Source organism: Bartonella sp. AP88HLJMH (assembly GCF_042195605.1).
Lineage (GTDB): Bacteria > Pseudomonadota > Alphaproteobacteria > Rhizobiales > Rhizobiaceae > Bartonella.
In genome coordinates, this window is record NZ_JBHIOR010000084.1 from 1 (window position 1) to 1,158 (window position 1,158).

The 1,158-nt window shown below is 30.9% G+C and carries 1 protein-coding gene; it reads left to right on the forward strand.

All coding sequences use genetic code 11. The features are described from left to right. Nucleotides 1–333, forward strand: a 333-nt coding sequence (locus ACFIMA_RS09675; protein WP_375614003.1) for an autotransporter outer membrane beta-barrel domain-containing protein, incomplete at its 5' end; no start/stop codon positions are given. Nucleotides 334–1,158: the final 825 nt, after the last annotated feature.

Consider the following 1,158-nt stretch of genomic DNA (forward strand, 5'->3'; position numbering starts at 1 on the left):
AATCTTGATGTTGATTTAGGAAAATTTCATCAATGGGTGGGGCGTGTTGGTGGGCGTTTAAGCAAGACGTTAGGTGTTGTGGAAGAGGGACGTGAAGTTTCTTTTTATAGTAAGCTTTCTTATTTGCATAGTTTTGAAGATAAGCAATTCGTTTCTTTTAAAAACGATTTTCAGTTAGGTTCCTTTGGTTCTTCTTTGGAAGCAGGGGTTGGGTTTAATGCCCGTCTCTCATCAAAACTTTCTCTTCGTGGAGATGTCACTTATCAGCATAGATTTAAGAAAATTGGTTTTTCTGGAACGAGTTTCTCTGCTGGATTGCGCCACCTTTTTTGATGAGCTGCAATATGTATTTTTAGTTAAAAGGCAGAAGATTTTTCGGCCTTTTAATGTATTAAAATTTATTTTGCTTCATCAATATGGTTATTTTTTGATATAAAAGATTACAATAGATGCTTTCTTTTATGCGATGAGAAATTTTTCTAAAATTTTTGATGTTAAGATATGAGGACAGATTTCATTGTGAATATGAAAAGTTTGAATGCTGAATGCTTTCGGCATAATCTTTCAAAAGAGACGATATAGGTGGTTGTTTTTGTCCATTTCTTTATTCATTTTTATAGATCATAAGTTTAGTCTTTATGAGTTTTATGCATTGTTTTGAATTTTGTTTTAGAACTTTATTCACGTTTATATCATTTATACGCATATTATTTGTTCCCTTTTTTAGGATATTTACTTAAGAATTTTGGATAAATACTTGTTTTTAGAACAAACAGAGGGAGTTTGAGGTCAAATTATAATAAAAGTAAAGTATGCTTTATCGTGTTGTTACGGTTGTTGTTTTGTAAATGATAGGTGGTAGAGAAATTTCGATAAGATACAGGATATTATTTTCATTGCGGTCATGCGCGGATATCATCATTCTTTTTTTAGCATTCAATATTTGCGCAGATTTTAGCACTCGAGAATATTCATAAGAAGTAATTCACCTTTTTTCAAAAGTCCTTCTTTGCATGCCAGCTTCGTTTGTGATGGACAAGGGGTTAATTGATTAAATATAAACAGGTTTGAAATGAAAGAAATTTATAATATTCAGTTTTTATTCAATATGTAAAATGATGAATGAGCATTCTGAATTATTGCATGAAATTTTCCTAA